A 15,269-nucleotide genomic window follows, 5' to 3' on the forward strand; every position below is an offset into this window, starting at 1 on the left:
TCTGCATTTAATGCAGATGCGGGGGCGATTTCTTCGGCGCCTAGCTCATTCGCACAAACCATCGATTCACTTAACAGGCAAGCACTTTCCATGGTTGCTGTTAACGCTTAAAGTATGTGATACAGATCTACCCTTGATTTTCAGAATTTACGCTAAAACTCAAGGGTAGATATAAAGATGTATAAACAGCCATATCCTCAGCAATACAAATTACTACTACCCAAGACCAGTAAAATACAAAAAATTCAAAGGGCTTAATGAAAATCCTTGTAATAATAAAAATTAAATGACTTATGCATCCGTGAATATTGAACGACCGCGTATTCTATTTGCCTGGGAATTCGGTAAAAATCTGGGACACTTGGTGCGACTGGTGGAGATTTTCAAATCGATTCGGGCCCGCGATGGTACTGTGATCTGGGCGATTCCTCCTCAATATGCAAAGCACCCTATCCTGCCAGAGGATGCGCAGCTCATCTATAATACACAGAGTTTTACAAGTCCAATCCTGGATAGAAATACAATTAATAAAGCTGACAGCAATGTGAAATTTCATTCTTTCGCTGATGTTTTATTAGGACTGGGCTTTTCTGATACGCAAACTCTCCAAACTGATATCACTTATTGGTTGAGAATTTTCGAAAAGGTGCGGCCAACATCCGTCTTATGCGACTATGCACCGTTTGCATTGCTGGCTGCTAGTTCGCTTGGTATTCCCACGTTTCAGATTACTAATGGCTTTGATGCACCACCCCTTGCCTTTCCAATGTTTGATTCTACAGTCCGAGGCCCTTATATTGAGCTTGCGAATGCACGAAAAGTAGCGCAATTAGATGATAGGATAACCAGCGTCGGACGGGCACTGGGAATGCCAAGGCTAAATCTTAGCAGCTTTATGTCATGGCCAAAGCTAGTGATTGATGGGATTCCAGAAACAGATCCCTATGGCTCTCGCACAAGCGTCAGATATATTGGCCCGTTTATTCAGTCGAGTATCACAAACATACCAAACTGGCCTGAAGAAAAAGAACCTGATAAAAACAAAAGAATATTTGCTTACTTGCGCGGATCATACGCAAAGCAAGTCCTTGAAACACTAAAAGAACTCCCAGCAACAACATATTGCCTATGGCCAGATGCTACCTCTGAGGTTTTAGATAGATTTAATGGACCTAGGATGCGGGTCACACAAAAAATGCAAAATTTGCCCAGAATATTCACTCGAACAGACAGTGTGATTAGCTATGGTTCATCTGGTTTTTTGAATGCGACTTTGCTTGCTGGAAAGCCTCATTTGATATTACCAACAGATAGAGAAAAATTGATGTTCTCACGTAGAATAGAACGCTTAGGAGCAGGAATTTCGTTAGAGCGAGTAAATCAACCTAACCTACGGCATCAGATTCAACGAATATTAGATAATGAGGAATTTGCAACATCAGCTAAAAAAATATCTAGCCGTTATAGCGACAGCTATTTCAATCAACAAAAATGCGCATTTTTTGATGAGTTGTCACATTGCCAATGACAGAGCCGGCCATTAGTGATGAATGTAAATTTCCAAACATCTTCTCTTTAAAAGAAATAAATAATGAGATTCAATCAAGCAAGAAATTTAAATTCTGTTAAAAATATATTTCATTATAAAATATCAGTAAACCTCAATTGATGCTGCGATTAAAATATAAGCAATTTGATATCAAGTATTTCTACGCCCCTATCGCCGTCAATCTTATTTTTGATTAAAAATGAGCGGATCCATTTTAGTTACCGGCGGGACAGGATTCATTGGAAGCCACATTTGCATTGCATTATGTGACGCGGGCTTTCGACCATTGCTATTCGACAATGGGAGCAACACCCAAAACAATGTCGTCGAAAGAATTTATAAAATCACAGGCTTTACCCCAAAATATATAAAGGGAGATATTCGAGACCGTAGACTATTAGATCAAATATTGCGCGATGAATCGATCGAAGCAGTTATCCATCTGGGCGCAACTAGAAGTGTGAGCAGTTCATTGATAGATCCCTTGCATTGTTACGAAAATAATCTTATGGGATCTTCAATCCTCATTCAAGCCATGCACAATGCTGGCATCCGGAAATTGATTTTTTCATCTTCAGCTGCAGTTTATGGGATTCCTTCGACCTGCCCTATACCCGAGACTGCACCTTGCAGACCGATCAGCCCCTATGGATTAGCAAAAAAAATGGTTGAACAGATGATTTGTGACTTGTGTTTAGCGGATCCAGAATGGCGAGCCATTTCTATGCGCTACTTCAATCCGGCCGGGGCACATATCAGTGGATTGATGGGGGAATCACGGAAAAGCAAATCCAATCAGTTAATACCAATAGTTAGCCAAGTAGCTCTTGGGCAACGTCGGGCATTTAAAATATTTGGTAAAGATTATCCAACACATGATGGTACGGCGATCCGGGACTATGTTCACGTCATGGACCTTGCCCAAGCTCATGTACTAGGACTGAAATATTTACAGAAACCTTCTACCTTTTTGAAAATAAACCTAGGAAGTGGCAAGGGCCACTCGGTACTAGATGTAGTAGATATAATGCAGAGAGTAAGTGGCAAGCGAATTGAACACAGCTTTGGACTTCGCAAGCTCGGGGATGCGCCAGAATGTTGGGCTGACTCCACCTTTGCGAAAAAAATCATAGGCTGGAGCGCACAAAGCTCCCTTTACACAATTTGCGAAGATATATTGCGTTGGCAACACTCTGAATCCTAATGTCAAATTATATCAGTACAGCCAAAATACAAATATTTAAAAATTCGCAAAAATAGTTAAATCAACAACAATCTCAAATTATGTAAAACCATCTGCAAATAAGAGATATATCGCATGTGATTTTGATATATTAAAGAGAATTAAAATAAAACTAATTGCAAATTAATCATTCTCATAAAATTCTGCAAATTAGTTAATACGCATTTAACAATACTCACGTACTTACTGCGTGGATTTAGAAATACATAGAATATAAATACGATTTATTCCTCAGAGCCAGATCAACAAGTAATTCGATTCACACTATCGATAAAACCCATTATCGCTAGCTGGCCGAATTAGCGGATGAGAGGCGCAAAGCGCGAAGATAGCCTCCCCGCACGATCTACACTCCTGCCGCCTGAAGGACGGGTTTGCAGCGGTTGCAGCCGCTGATTGCAGTTGGGCGAACTACCGCTCACCGAGTCTTAGCGGTCATTCCGAGCGCAAAGACTGACACTTCCCCAATGACTGGGTTCAGGTTCGCAGTAGCCCCTCGCTGAAAGCCAGTCACAGGGGATTTTGTAAGTCCACTATCTCTATTCGCGACTAGGTGCTTTCGACCCAAAGCAGTCTTAAGCGGTTTCACATAGCAGTCTTTGGAGGGCCGCACTTCATGGGCTATCCTGACGGCATGAAACCCTCCTGCCCCCAGTGCCATGGCACAACAGAATTTAGCGAAGCTGGGGGGCTGTTCGAGCTTCACTGCCAGCGCTGTGATTGGAATATCGAGGGAACAGTCAGCTACACCTGGCCGGATATGCCGCATTCAGAACGCATGCCGGTGATGGCGGCTAAAGCCACGCTCCCAGTATCAGCGGCTGCACTCAAGTGAGTGCGAGACCTGTTCGCTGAGGCACGACAGCTTCCTTTGAGTGTGCTTGCAGCGCAACTCTCGTCGTCCGACGGACTACTGGTCGGTTTATTGCAGGCTTATCACCTGCCAGAAGTGGAAATGCAGCTCTCTGGAACTGGAGTGCATTTGGCGCGATTGCCTCATGAGGAGGATGAGCATTAGGAGCTAAACAGCTTGGTTGAACCAAGTGGGCAAAGACCGTTAATGGCCAATTCACGACTGTCGCAGACCGACCCTGAGCAGTCTTCCGGATTTGCCCAAAGCTGACTTTGGCATCTACTGAAAGCTGCTCGCCAGCCGAGGATTTCGGAGCAAGCTCAGTCTATAGACCACCACATTTCCAACGCGAAGTAGCGGTTGTCGAAATTGCGGACCATGTAGATATTGCCGGTCATTTCGGTCCCTCCATCTTCAAAAGCCCACAAAAACTCATCGACCTGAAGGTCATCCTTCAGCGCCCGCAGAAGCTCGTTGGCGATGCTGGTTGAGACTGCCGCTACCAGCTCTTGAGGGTTGCTCGCGCCTCCAAGAGCGCCTTGAACCCAAGCCCCGAGTTGCTTCATATCCATTGCACCGGCTTGCGGTTCTCGGCGCGAGTCCTTGAATCGGAAATGAGCTTGGTTCGCAGCCTCGACAAAGGTCCAAAGGATGCCACCCTCAGAGTATTGGTCTTTCGACTTTGCGCAAAGCTCATCGAGCAGTTTTAGGGTGTATGTAGATAGCATTAAAGGAATGAGCGAGAGTCTGCACCTGACCGAGACCAGCAGTTTAGGGGTGAAACCAATCTACCCGCACCTTCCCCACCTCAACGGCCAGAACTGCCCCTATCTCTTGAATTTCCATATGATTGATTACGGGGCGGGGAAACGGACCGGCAGCCTGCGCTAGCTCTGGATGCTTCCCCCTTGCGAGTTCGCAAGCTTGCGCAAATGCAGCATCTGCGTCATCCGCCTCAACGAACCCACTCAGTTCGAACGCCATCTCAGTGCCGTCGATGACAAAGCCCTCACCCTCACCATAGATCTGCCAGACTTTCATAATTTCGTCCGTTCATTGAATGACCGCAATTGGCCTCACTGAGCGGCATTGGCGACCGGCCGGTTTTGGCCGGCAGCACCACTTCGTACTTGCCACCGATAGCTGCCTTTGAGCCATTGGCAAATGCAAGTCGTGTTGCTACTGTAGAGGAGCAAATTGAATTCACCCAATCGGCCAGAAGCAGCCATTGGAATAGCAGCCTGGCATTCTATGCATCTGCATCGCTGTGAAGGGTGTCAAACGTTTGCCTAGCTTCTCGAAAGTGGTCTGCATTTTCGACGATCCATGTCCACAGCGGCACCATGCGCAAGAGAAGCTCCATGCCGGTTTCCGACAACTCGTACTCCACTCTCGGTGGCACCTCTTGAAAGTCATGGCGGAGCACCAAGCCATCACGTTCCAGTAATCGCAGTGTCAGCGTCAGCATGCGTTGGGTGACTCCGTGCATACGTCTGCCGATCTCCGCGTGGCGCAATTTGCCATACACGCCCAGCGTGTGAAGGATGCCAAGTGACCAGCGGTTTCCGGCGTGTGCTAGCAGCTCGCGTCGCACTCCATCGTCATCGTCCCGTAGACCGTCGCAAACGGCTTGCGCGTGTTGCAGAATTTCGTCTCTATTCACTGTGGTTTTGCTCCCGGTATCACGCGTGTGCCTTCTTACATTGTCTGCGGTGTGTGGCTAGACTGGCCCAACTAACAGCTTTTTGGGTACACGATGAACCAAGCAGATCCTAACGCCAATTCTAAAAACATCCTCGTCCTCGGTGCCGGTGAACTCGGCATGCCGGTGCTCCGCAACCTCGCGCGCCGCGCAAAGAGCGTGGCTGGTGCCAAGATCAGCGTGCTGCTGCGCAACAGTGCCGTGGAATCCTCTGAGCCTGCCAAGCAGCAAGATATCGCGGAAATTCGAAGTCTTGGCATCGAAATCGTCCTGGGAGATCTTGTGAATAGCTCCATCGATGAGCTTGCATTGGTTTTCGCGCGCTACGACACAGTGATCGGCTGCGTGGGCTATGCCGCCGGTATCAACACACCGATGAAACTGGCGCGAGCAGCGTTACAGTCTGGCATTCCTCGATACTTCCCCTGGCAGTTCGGGGTCGATTTCGACGTGATCGGTCGCGGTGGTCCACAGGATATTTTTGACGCTCAGCTCGACGTGCGCGAGCTGCTGCGTAGCCAGAACCAAATGGAGTGGGTCATTATCTCCACTGGCATGTTCATGAGTTATCTGTTCGAGCCCGAGTTCGGCGTCGTTGACTTGCAAAAAGATGTAGTTCACGCGCTGGGCAGCCTCGACACCGCTGTAACTTTGACCACACCCGATGATATCGGCGCACTGACAGCGGAAGTGATGTTCGCACAACCGCGTATCCGCAACGAGATCGTGTACCTGGCAGGTGACACCGTGACTTATGGCGAAGTAGCGGACAAATTAGAAGCGGGTCTTGACCGCTCTTTCACCAGGTCGATATGGACTGTGCAGTACCTACTGGAAGAGTTGGCGCGCGATCCACAAAACATGATGAGCAAGTACCGTGCTGCTTTTGCCCAGGGCCGAGGCATGGCGTGGGACAAGAGAGGTACCTTCAACCAGATCCACGGCATTCCGGTGACGGACGTGTCGTCTTGGATTGATGCAAACCTCGCATCTCGTAGCTCGAACGACGGGGTTTGAGACACATGTTTCTGGAATAGCAGGGAGCTCTGTTGCTCACTGCGATCTGCGGCAATTGCTCGGAAGCCAACGCATGCTAATTGGAGATTAGTGTCAGCTAAGGGTCGACACAAGCCTGTCGGGGCACGTGGAAGCGGTCCTTCGTCTAGAGGCACGACGATCCACGCAATCAGGTGACCGGTCTTGAGAGTGAAGCGGCACTTCTAGGCTGATGGCGCCCAACGGCTGGTGCAGGTGATTGCTGTCGATCAGAAACTTGGGCGCGAATGACGCTGATCAGCCTGAGGCTGTCCTCATCTGGTCGACGGCGGGTTTGCAGCGGTTGCTGCCACCCATGGTCTCATCGCGCGGGTTCGCTCACCACCGCATAGCGATCATCCGCGCGCTAATGTTCAAGCCGAAGCTGTGACGGCTTTCAGGGTAGCAGCAGACGCTGGCCATCAAGGCCATCCAAGTGACTGCTAGATGTCCGCTATCGCTGTGCATGAATAGGCGCTATCGACCCATTGCAGTCGCTCAGGTCACGGTGATTTACGACTGCTATGTTGCGGGCCGAGCAGCATGGCTTCGAAACGTTGCATGTTAAGCTGTGTAACTACCTCGTTCGCAGGGGCCGCAGTTCTACCCATCATCAACAATTCGAATGACTCCCATCCAATTCGTCGCCCGCTGGCAAAACAACAAGCTCAACGAACGCGCTGGAGCGCAGGGCCATTTCGACGATTTGTGTGATTTACTTGGCGTCGATAAGCCGCGTGATGCCGACCACTACTGCTTCGAGCGAGGCGCTAAAAAGTCTAGCGGTGGCGACGGTTGGGCCGATGTGTGGAAGCGTAACCACTTCGCATGGGAGAACAAGAAGCCGGGTCGTGATCTCGACAAGGCTCTAAAGCAACTGACTGACTACTCCCTCCAGCTCGAAAGTCCGCCGCTTTTGGTGGTGTGCGACCGCGAGCGCATCATCATCCACACCGCGTTTACCGGCTATCCAGACGAGCCGCGCGAAATCCGCATCGAAGATTTAGTGGATGACGGCAAGCGGCAAATTCTGAAGTGGGTCTTTACGGATCCGCTGAAGCTGCGGCCCGAAAAATCCACCGCCGCCGTAACTGAGGAAGCCGCAGGGCGTTACGCCGCGCTAGCCGACGCCATGCGCCAGCGCGGACTAGGCGGCAATCAGGTCGCCCACTTCCTGGTTCAGTGCCTCTTTTGCATGTTTGCCGAAGACGAAGGGCTGCTGCCTGAGAAGATTTTCACCGGTCTACTGGCCGCCGCCAAGAACGACGTAGCCAAGGCTTCAGACCGCATCACGAAGCTATTCACGGCGATGCAGGAACCGAAAGGTGTCTACGGCAACGACGACATCGAATGGTTCAACGGCGGCTTGTTCAAGCACATTGCCGTTCCGGCAATGACCCTCGGCGACCTCGAAACCCTACGCTCTGCGTCCGCCGACATGGATTGGCGGGCAATCGACCCAACCATCTTCGGCACTCTGTTCGAACGTGGCCTAGGCACCAAACGCGCCGCGCTCGGCGCACACTACACCGACACCGGCACGATTGCGAAGCTGGTTGAGCCTGTGGTCCATGATCCGCTCCTGGCCGAGTGGGAAGCGGTGAAAGCAAAGATTGCCGACCAAATGACCAAGGCCAAGGCATTTGACGAAGCAAAGGTTGCCGCTGGTGAGGCGAAGGTTACAGCGCAAGGCAAGAAGGAGATGGAGCGCAAGCTCACCGCCGCGAAGGCTGCGAGTACACGGGCCTTGAACGAGGCCAATGCGCTGTATAGGGCATTCCTCCTCCGCCTCGGCTCGTTCCGCGTGCTTGATCCGGCCTGCGGCAGCGGCAACTTCCTGTACCTCGCACTCAAGGCCCTGCGCGATGTTGAAAAGCGCGCGCAGGTCGGCGCACAGGAACTCGGCCTCCAAGCTGAAACGTCGTTACAGACTGGACCGCAAAACATCTTGGGTCTGGAGATCAATGAGTTCGCAGCGGAACTCGCGCGAGTCACGGTTTGGATTGGCGATATCCAGTGGTGCCGCCAAAACGGCTGGCCGCACAGCCTAAACCCGATCCTGAAGCCGTTGGACGGCATCGAGAATCGCGATGCTCTGTTGAATGATGACGGCAGCGAAGCTGCATGGCCGAAGGCTGATGTGATCGTAGGCAACCCGCCCTTCATCGGAGACAAAAAGATGCGCGGCGAGTTGGGCGACGCGTACGTGGATACCTTGCGGAAGACGTATGCGAGTCGCGTACCTGGTGGAGCGGACTTGGTTTGCTACTGGTTTGAAAAAGCGCGCGCACAGATAGCCGCGAGTCAGTTGGAGGCCGCAGGGCTAGTTGCGACCAACTCTATACGCGGAGGTGCGAACCGCAAGGTGTTGGACCGCATCGTGGAATCAACAAGCATCTTCCTCGCTTGGGGCGATGAGCCGTGGGTAAACGACGGCGCAGCAGTTCGGGTGTCGATGGTGGGCTTTGGTGATAGGCAGGGCGCGATGCTTGACGGTGACGCCGTTGCAACGATTCACGCAGACTTAACGGCTGCCACCAACCTGAACCTAACTGTGGCGACAAAGCTTGGCGAAAACTTTGGAGCTAGCTTTCAAGGGCCAGTATTGATTGGGCCATTTGAAGTGGGATTTGATCAGGCGCTCGACTGGATGAAACAGCCGAACCCCAATGGCTTAAGCAATGCCAAAGTTCTGCGGCCAATTACTAACGGCAAGGACATCGCCAGTCGCTCGCGCGGTCTTTGGGTAATTGACTTCGGTTCGCAGCCACAAGCTGAAGCAGCCCTGTTCGAACTGCCATTTCAGTACACGGCGATGAACGTCAAACCACTCAGAGCCACTAATCCGAGGCCGAACCGTCGTGACCGATGGTGGATGCATGGCGAAACTGGCGCAGGTTGGCGTGAGGCCATCCAAGGCCACCAGCGCTACGTCGCGACATCCCAGGTTTCCAAGCATCGCTTTTTTGTCTGGTGCAGCACGCACGTCTGGCCGCACCAAACCGTCATCTCAATTGCTCGCAGCGACGATGCCACATTTGGCATCCTTCACTCGCGCTTTCACGAACTTTGGGCGCTCCGCATGGGCACGGCACTTGAAGACCGTCCGCGCTACACGCCCACCACGACCTTTGAGACTTTTCCGTTTCCGGAGGGCATGACGCCCAGGGACACAAGAACGGCCCCGCCAACGATCGCAGCTGCTCAAGCCATCGCCGTTGCCGCGCAGAAGCTTGACCAGCTTCGGACCAACTGGCTCACCCCCCCCGAGTGGACGGATTGGGCCATCACTCCCGAGGAACAAGCCGCAGGGTTCCCAAAGCGTCCGGTCGCAAAGGCGGGTCATGAAGACGATTTGAAGAAGCGCACCTTGACCAACCTCTACAACACGCGGCCTGCGTGGTTGACTTTAGCGCACGAAACCTTGGACAAGGCTGTCGCGGCGGCATACGGCTGGAACGACTATGCGCCTGATTGGACCGACGCAGAAATCCTGCGGCGATTACTCGCACTGAATAAGCTGCGTAGCGCCACGCCTTGATCGCGTGCAATTCCGAGTGGAAACACCAACAGACCTGTGATCAAGCCATTGCTGCTGCGGGGTACAGGTTGGAGTAGACAAGGTCTAAACGTCAGAATGTTCATTTGTTTGAGCCGCTTCAGTCTTGGATGACTGTTATCTGCATTAGACCTGTCGTTCAAGGTCTCGCACCCGAAGACAGCTTCTGGCCGTCAGTGACCGACCCGTTGCAGCCGTTGCCCTGCCTCGATAAAGACCCCTGGTTAGCCCTCCGCGTCTCGAACGGGGCAACCGAGGGCGGTCGAGAGCTGAGCGCACAAGTCAGCGACCCATTGCTCCCATTCAAGGATCTCCATTTCTCCCTCAAACACGATGCCACCGGGCTCTACGGACGCCATCACATACTTCTCATCACTTTCAGATCCGAACCAGTGCGGCAAATCGTCTGTTTCAATCCAGCCCGGCATGGCTCTGTAGGCGGCCATTACAGCGTCCAACACCTATTGCGGCTGGTCATATCGGATGTCGAGTGTGATCCGTTGATGCATACGTTACCTCGGAATGCGGCCAGTCAGTCTAATGCCGAGTAGTCGGTCGCGAGCGTCCGATTGTGGCTGACTGCGGCTAAATCTTGCCCCGGCCGACGGCCATGGCGAGTGGGTATCCAATCTGGCGAGGAATTGACATCGAGGAGTAACAAAAATGTATGCGTCCCAGGTTCGCGAGGAACTTCTGAAAGCCGAGCATGTGCTCGATACCGGGTTTTCGTTTGACATGGCCGAGCCTTTTTACCGTCGATGCTTGGGTCTCATAGAGGCAGCGCCAAACGACCAGCAAGAAATCGAACGACTTGTCATCGAGATGTTTCGCACCAAGCAAGTTAGCAGCGAACCACTGGCATACCTGATGCATGTCCTTCGCTGGGAGGGAGTGCGAGATGCACTCGAAGCGGACTTACAAAACCAAGTAGCGCCCCTTGCTACTGGTGTCGAACAGACAAAGATTCTTGCAGCATTCGAGCCAGACTGGGAAAACAGATTGTTTTATCGATTTTCTTGACGGAGAGCGCTCTTTTTGCACTCAGTGGAACCAATCCATGTGAGGCAGAATGCGGCCAATAGCAGTCCTTTGATGCGCTCTAGAATACGGCGTGAACACTCTGGCAATACTAACCCGAAGCTTTACTTTGAAAATTCCATGCCGCTGTGGTTCGCTCATTGTTGATGGTACGGATTACCTACCCAACAAAGCACATTTAACGCCTGATCAAGGCTGGTTCAATGTTTTTAACACTATCGATAGTGCCATTATTGATTCAATCTTCAACGGCAAATTAAGCAAAGATGATGCATATATGCACGCAAGAAAAATAGTCCAGACGCCGACCCGCACGATGTGGCAATGTGGAACTTGTGGAAGGTTGTTTATCGACTCTCAGGATGGATCGCTACAGTGTTTTTCGCCCGAAGACCCAGAGAAGGGAAAGGACATCCTTGCTTTAAGAAATAGCGTTTAGCTTATTGGAACGGATGACTCATGTTGGTCGTTCTGTGACAGTTATACGCAGCCAGTTGGAGCTGCTGGTACGATGCCTCAATTCGGCCAGAAGCTGTGGTTCGGTAGGTAGCCGTGAACGGCAAAAGCGGACGCTCGCCAAACACCCAATGTGACCTATTTGCACGTCCAACTCTGTAGCGAAGTGAGTACAGAGACCGCGGCCCTGCCAGCGGGTTGATTAATTGCTACAACTGTATCGTATGCTATACGTATGTCCGCTGACCGTATCACCTATTGCTTAGAGCGTGTCTCAAGCTACCGCGACTTTGAACGGCTCTGTTCAGGTCTCCTCGCTGGTACCGACTATCCCGGGATTGACCCATTGGGGGGGACCGGTGACGGCGGGCGTGACGCAATCATTCGGTCCGATTCGAACGGGCGAAAAATCGTTTTTGCGTACACAGTCCGTGGCGACTGGAAGACCAAGCTTAAAAGCGATTGTTCTCGAGTCCGTGAACAGGCTCACAATCCGGATTCGTTCGTCTTCGTATGTACAGAGGCACTAAACGCTGCGGAGAAGGACGGCGCCCATGAACTCGTCCAAAGGGATTTTGGCTGGAATCTAGACCTCTTCGACCTAGAAAGATTAAGAGTCCTATTGGTCGGACCTCAACGTCATCTCCTGGCCCAGCATCCCAGCATCTTCACACCTCCATTTTTTCCGCAAGCAGGTGGCGAATCACTTGCCGAGAGCCGGGACACCCTGGTTATTGACCACGTTGATTCCGACCACGCGCTTGCAACTTGGCTTTCGCGCCGGCTCACGCTTGCGGGCTTTAGAGTCTGGTGTCGAGGTACTGCACCCCTTGCGGGCGAGAACCAAGACGATAGCGTTCGCAAGCTCATTGAGCTAAGAGCCTTGCAATACATCCCCATCTTGTCGCAGGCCAGCATGGCTGACGAATTGCTGCTCGAGCGATGCGCTTTGGCGGCGGGGAAAGAAGCGCTTGTGCTTCTCTGCAAATCAGCCGACATTGAGACTTCAAAGTTGCCCTCTCGATTGCGCACTTCCACCCCTGCAGACTTCTCCCGTTCCTGGAACACAGGTCTTGAGCAAATCGTGGCGAGGCTCGGTGGCCTTGGAATACAGCCAGACATCATGCACGACCAAGGCAGAGCTATCGCGCTGAACGACTACATGCCTACGCGGGTTACCGTCGCCAAGGAAGAGCCAGTTTTCGCAAACATTTTCGCGCTGGGTTTGCCTGAGACGATGCTAATTTACGACCTCCACTCGGCACTATCCACGGCAAAACTCGATGAGCTGAGAACGCGTTGGGCGTTTGTGGAATTGAATGCCTACCGACTGGTCGCCTTCACTCCGCCTCCAGAAAATGCCATTCCTTCCGTCAAGACAATACGTACCCCTGAGTTTCTGTGGACCGACAATCCAGAGCACGATGGCAAAAAGATGGAGGATGTCGCGAAGGAACTCATTCGCCGAAGCCTCACTGTGGTTTGCGTGCAAAAGGGTCTAGCTTGGTGCTCAGACCGGAATCTCTATTACTTTCCTGAACGTGAAGACGGCGTCTGGACTCAGCGTATCCGACATGTTGACGGACGAGAAACCCGGGTCAACCTGACCGGCAAGCGGACCAAGGGTTGGGGAGAAAGGGCATCACCATTCCTCTTTCAACTTTCTCCAAAATTCCAGCCACAGCGAGACGTTGATGGAAGTTGGACCGTAGTTGTCAATGTCTATGTCCGTCCCACGGACCTAAATGGAAAAGTCTACGAGCTCAAAGAGCTGGGCCGCCGTCGCAAAATCGTGACAAAGAGTTGGTGGAACAAAGACTGGCTTCCCAGACTACTTGGCGTGGTTCAAGCACTGGAAGCAGAACCTGGGCTCATTCGTTATGGTGAAGGACGCCGTTCCGTCACGATGAACACCGCACCGCTCAAATGGATGTGTCCAGTCGGGCTCGATGTCCACGCCCTCGCAGGAATGGTCGATATGACTGAGGAGCTCGCCGAAAACAGAACCCGCGAAGATGAAGATGACGGGGCAGGCGATAGTGATGGCACACCCTAGGCTGGAGAGGCTTAATGAGCAACACATTTCATTTTCTTGGCGAACCACTTCTTGAATTCGGGCATGGTCAAACCGCCGAAGACCCACACGATGGACTTGCCCTCTTCGGACCGGCCGAGGCGAAACAGCAGCTCCCAGACAACATTGTTCTTGGTACCGCGAGTGGCATAGATGCTTGGAAGAATTGGTGCGCCGCGCTGAACGCGCCTGCCTCCTGTATCGACCCTGCCCGGCATAGGGCTTGGCCACCGTTTCCAGGATTTGACGTGGCTTTCGGCACCAAATGGCCCTTGCCCTTTCGGAGCTATTCCATTGACGCAGACAAGCTCTCGGAAGCGTCACGTAAAGCCGATAAACATGAACGCGCATTTGCGGTCACCGGCCTATACATGGAGCAGGTGGAAAAACTAGGAAAGCTCGATTCACGTCCCGCACTGGCCATCTGCGTGGTTCCCGACGAAGTGTTTGAGAACTGTCGCCCGAACTCAATCATTCCGCTTAGTAAGCGTAGCGATGCTGGCCGAAGCCGAATTGAGCGGTCCTTCTTGGAGCAAGCAATCGTTGACCGGGATACCGGGCAGCAGGGAATGTTCGACGACTTTGAGGACGCGGCGGTGACCGCTGTGCGCGAGTCCTTAGAAACGTTCGAAGAATCTCATAGCTACTCGCCAGACTTCCGCCGGCAGCTCAAGGGTCGATTGATGGGACTAGACCTGCCAGTGCAAATCATCAAGGAGTCAACGCTTCACATCACGCCAAAGGTACGTCTTGGCGAAAAAGGCGAGAACCCGCTGTCCGACCGGCTGTGGAATTTCGGCACGGCCATCTATTACAAGTGCGGCGCAAAGCCATGGAAAACGCCTTGGGCTCGAGAAGGTGTCTGCTACGTTGGCCTTGCATACAAGCTCGCTGAGAACAAGCGAACCGCATGCTGCGCTGCACAGATGTTCTTGGACAGCGGTGATGGCGTTGTTTTCGTCGGTGAGTTCGGTGCTTGGTACTCAGCCAAAACGGGTGAGTTTCATCTTCCGCCAGAAAAGGCTGAAGCGCTTCTGCGCGGCACCATAGCGACCTACCAGGAGCAAGACGGACGACCACTGAAGGAAATTTTTCTACATACCCACTCGGGTGTGAGCCTCGAAGAATACAAGGGGTTCTTGAAAGCCGTTCCCGAGGGTGTCAAGCTCATCTCTATCCGTGTCCGCCAAGACCGTGGCGGCCAGCGCTTGTACCGTTATGACGACCATCCTGATGTTACAAAACGAGGCCAGTACCCTGTTCAGCGTGGCGTCTTCTGGCAGCGGACAAACCGGCATGGCCTCTTGTACACCAACGGCTTCAAAGCTCGCATTGCGAGCTACGATGGGTTCGAGGTTCCGGTGCCCCTGTCAATCACTATTCAATTTGGGGAAGGTGACATCCTTCAGGTAGCCAAAGACATCCTGGGATTAACCAAACTGAACTACAACTCATGCCAGCTGGGTGAAGGGCGGCCTATCACCATCAAGTACTCGGACCGAGTTGGTGAAATCATTCTTGCAAATCCTGGCCTTCCTCAAACCAGTTGGAAGCACAATTTCAAGTACTACGCTTAACGGTCATCGAGCAGCCGCTAGTGAGGTCGTATGTGAAGGGCCGCAACCGCTGGAGGCTGTGTGAGATCGCACCGGGAGCCCGCGTGACTCAGGCACAGCTTGTCGTTTTGCTTGCTTGTTCGGATGTGCTGCATCTGTGGGCTCTTCAGGTGGCGCTGCAGCCCCCTCGAGGCTATGGATTCA

General features: G+C 52.2%; 13 protein-coding genes. 9 read left to right on the plus strand and 4 right to left on the minus strand.

Annotated features, from left to right (window positions below):
* Positions 1-286 precede the first annotated feature (286 nt).
* The 3 genes from WH367_RS22645 to WH367_RS22655 all read left to right on the plus strand — a co-directional run bounded on the left by WH367_RS22645 (position 287) and on the right by WH367_RS22655 (position 3,627).
* Positions 287-1,528, plus strand: coding sequence for a glycosyltransferase (locus WH367_RS22645; protein ID WP_339537773.1), 1,242 nt, complete (start codon positions 287-289; stop codon positions 1,526-1,528).
* Between the two features lie 220 nt (positions 1,529-1,748).
* Positions 1,749-2,753: a UDP-glucose 4-epimerase GalE gene (gene galE / locus WH367_RS22650; RefSeq protein ID WP_339537774.1), complete on the plus strand. Its 1,005-nt coding sequence runs from the start codon at positions 1,749-1,751 to the stop codon at positions 2,751-2,753.
* Positions 2,754-3,408: 655 nt separating this feature from the next.
* On the plus strand, positions 3,409-3,627 hold the full coding sequence (locus tag WH367_RS22655; RefSeq protein ID WP_339537775.1) for a hypothetical protein: 219 nt from the start codon (positions 3,409-3,411) through the stop codon (positions 3,625-3,627).
* Between the two features lie 338 nt (positions 3,628-3,965).
* Here the strand turns inward: WH367_RS22655 and WH367_RS22660 are convergent, their stop codons facing one another.
* The 3 genes from WH367_RS22660 to WH367_RS22670 form a co-directional block, all read right to left on the minus strand.
* Positions 3,966-4,217: a hypothetical protein gene (locus WH367_RS22660; protein WP_339537776.1), complete on the minus strand. Its 252-nt coding sequence runs from the start codon at positions 4,215-4,217 to the stop codon at positions 3,966-3,968.
* Positions 4,218-4,416: 199 nt separating this feature from the next.
* A complete protein-coding gene (locus WH367_RS22665) occupies positions 4,417-4,686 on the minus strand; it encodes a hypothetical protein (RefSeq protein WP_339537777.1) in 270 nt (89 codons plus the stop codon).
* 208 nt (positions 4,687-4,894) lie between these two features.
* Positions 4,895-5,308 carry a winged helix-turn-helix transcriptional regulator gene (locus WH367_RS22670; protein WP_312834668.1) on the minus strand — a complete coding sequence of 138 codons (414 nt, stop codon included), beginning with the start codon at positions 5,306-5,308 and terminating at the stop codon, positions 4,895-4,897.
* A gap of 93 nt (positions 5,309-5,401) precedes the next feature.
* On the opposite strand from WH367_RS22670, the gene WH367_RS22675 reads away from it, so the two are divergent.
* Together WH367_RS22675 and WH367_RS22680 are read left to right on the plus strand one after the other, a co-directional pair.
* A complete protein-coding gene (locus WH367_RS22675) occupies positions 5,402-6,364 on the plus strand; it encodes an aromatic alcohol reductase (RefSeq protein WP_312834669.1) in 963 nt (320 codons plus the stop codon).
* Between the two features lie 643 nt (positions 6,365-7,007).
* Entirely contained in the window at positions 7,008-9,923 is a 2,916-nt protein-coding gene (locus WH367_RS22680; RefSeq protein ID WP_339537778.1) for a class I SAM-dependent DNA methyltransferase, read from the plus strand.
* A 242-nt stretch (positions 9,924-10,165) separates the two neighbouring features.
* Here WH367_RS22680 and WH367_RS22685 read toward each other — a convergent pair whose 3' ends face one another.
* Entirely contained in the window at positions 10,166-10,387 is a 222-nt protein-coding gene (locus tag WH367_RS22685; RefSeq protein ID WP_339537779.1) for a hypothetical protein, read from the minus strand.
* A 217-nt stretch (positions 10,388-10,604) separates the two neighbouring features.
* Between WH367_RS22685 and WH367_RS22690 the strand changes: the two genes are divergently transcribed.
* From WH367_RS22690 to WH367_RS22705, 4 genes are all read left to right on the plus strand, one after another.
* Complete coding sequence (locus WH367_RS22690) at positions 10,605-10,961, plus strand: hypothetical protein (RefSeq protein WP_339537780.1); 357 nt, start codon at positions 10,605-10,607, stop codon at positions 10,959-10,961.
* Between the two features lie 91 nt (positions 10,962-11,052).
* The gene (locus WH367_RS22695; RefSeq protein ID WP_339537781.1) at positions 11,053-11,418 is read left to right on the plus strand and encodes a hypothetical protein; all 366 of its coding nucleotides are present in this window, start codon (positions 11,053-11,055) and stop codon (positions 11,416-11,418) included.
* 252 nt (positions 11,419-11,670) lie between these two features.
* Complete coding sequence (locus tag WH367_RS22700) at positions 11,671-13,491, plus strand: hypothetical protein (RefSeq protein WP_339537782.1); 1,821 nt, start codon at positions 11,671-11,673, stop codon at positions 13,489-13,491.
* 14 nt (positions 13,492-13,505) lie between these two features.
* A complete protein-coding gene (locus WH367_RS22705) occupies positions 13,506-15,086 on the plus strand; it encodes a hypothetical protein (protein ID WP_339537783.1) in 1,581 nt (526 codons plus the stop codon).
* Positions 15,087-15,269: the final 183 nt, after the last annotated feature.

The sequence above is a fragment of the Comamonas sp. MYb21 genome (assembly GCF_037479395.1).
Taxonomy (GTDB): domain Bacteria; phylum Pseudomonadota; class Gammaproteobacteria; order Burkholderiales; family Burkholderiaceae_C; genus Comamonas.

Bases quoted from the DNA above. Each gene is read 5' to 3' on its own strand.
- WH367_RS22690 (WP_339537780.1), top strand. From the start codon at position 10,605: ATGTATGCGTCCCAGGTTCGCGAGGAACTTCTGAAAGCCGAGCATGTG.
- WH367_RS22700 (WP_339537782.1), top strand. From the start codon at position 11,671: ATGTCCGCTGACCGTATCACCTATTGCTTAGAGCGTGTCTCAAGCTAC.
- WH367_RS22665 (WP_339537777.1), bottom strand. From the start codon at position 4,686: ATGAAAGTCTGGCAGATCTATGGTGAGGGTGAGGGCTTTGTCATCGAC.
- WH367_RS22680 (WP_339537778.1), top strand. From the start codon at position 7,008: ATGACTCCCATCCAATTCGTCGCCCGCTGGCAAAACAACAAGCTCAAC.
- WH367_RS22675 (WP_312834669.1), top strand. From the start codon at position 5,402: ATGAACCAAGCAGATCCTAACGCCAATTCTAAAAACATCCTCGTCCTC.
- WH367_RS22705 (WP_339537783.1), top strand. From the start codon at position 13,506: ATGAGCAACACATTTCATTTTCTTGGCGAACCACTTCTTGAATTCGGG.
- WH367_RS22660 (WP_339537776.1), bottom strand. From the start codon at position 4,217: ATGGATATGAAGCAACTCGGGGCTTGGGTTCAAGGCGCTCTTGGAGGC.
- WH367_RS22645 (WP_339537773.1), top strand. From the start codon at position 287: ATGACTTATGCATCCGTGAATATTGAACGACCGCGTATTCTATTTGCC.
- WH367_RS22655 (WP_339537775.1), top strand. From the start codon at position 3,409: ATGGGCTATCCTGACGGCATGAAACCCTCCTGCCCCCAGTGCCATGGC.
- WH367_RS22685 (WP_339537779.1), bottom strand. From the start codon at position 10,387: ATGGCCGCCTACAGAGCCATGCCGGGCTGGATTGAAACAGACGATTTG.
- galE (WP_339537774.1), top strand. From the start codon at position 1,749: ATGAGCGGATCCATTTTAGTTACCGGCGGGACAGGATTCATTGGAAGC.